We start from the raw sequence: 647 nt of genomic DNA, 5'->3' as shown, positions 1-647 counted from the left end.
TTCCATCTTGGATATCCAAGCGTGCCCCAGTCGCCAATAAAGCGACCGCAATGGGGCTAAACTCATCTAGCCAGTTTTTAGGTGCGTTCGTTGGTGGCGCGATGGGCGGGCTGTTATTAAATCAGTCTAATCTGCTGGCATGGGGGCTATTGGCACTTGTCATGGGCATCGCATTGCTGCTGATTATCCCCATTGCCCAGCCGCCTTATTTATCAAGCACGACAGTGACCATTCCCAAAAACATCAATATCCAAGATTGGTCACGTCAAATGCTAGCAGTCGATGGCGTAGATGAGCTGGTCGTGATGGCAAAAGAGCAGGTCGCTTATCTCAAGTTAGATAAGACCCAAATAACAGATGAGTCACGACAGGCGCTATCGCATTTGGCGCAAAGTCCGTTAGATATTTAATATGCTATATAGGTAATATTTTCAGATGAATAAAAATAAATAGGCAGAACTGAGTAGACAACAATCCTGTAGACCGTCACTATTAATTAGTGACCGCAAAATATTTATCTCAATTTAAAAGGAATTAATATGAGTAAGTTTAATAAGCTGGCGATAGGTTTTGGACTGTCAGCCATGCTACTGACCTCTGGCTGTGCCACGCAAAATATTCAGACCTATCAGAACACCACACCAACG

1 pseudogene is annotated in these 647 nt (G+C 44.0%); it reads left to right on the top strand.

The features are described 5' to 3' along the window. A pseudogene (locus ACS8FC_RS18375) lies at positions 1–410 on the top strand (MFS transporter); the annotation flags it as partial. Between the last annotated feature and the right edge of the window lie 237 nt (positions 411–647).

The organism is Psychrobacter sp. 1Y4 (genome assembly GCF_051847555.1).
This window is presented reverse-complemented; position numbering and strand designations above follow the sequence as displayed.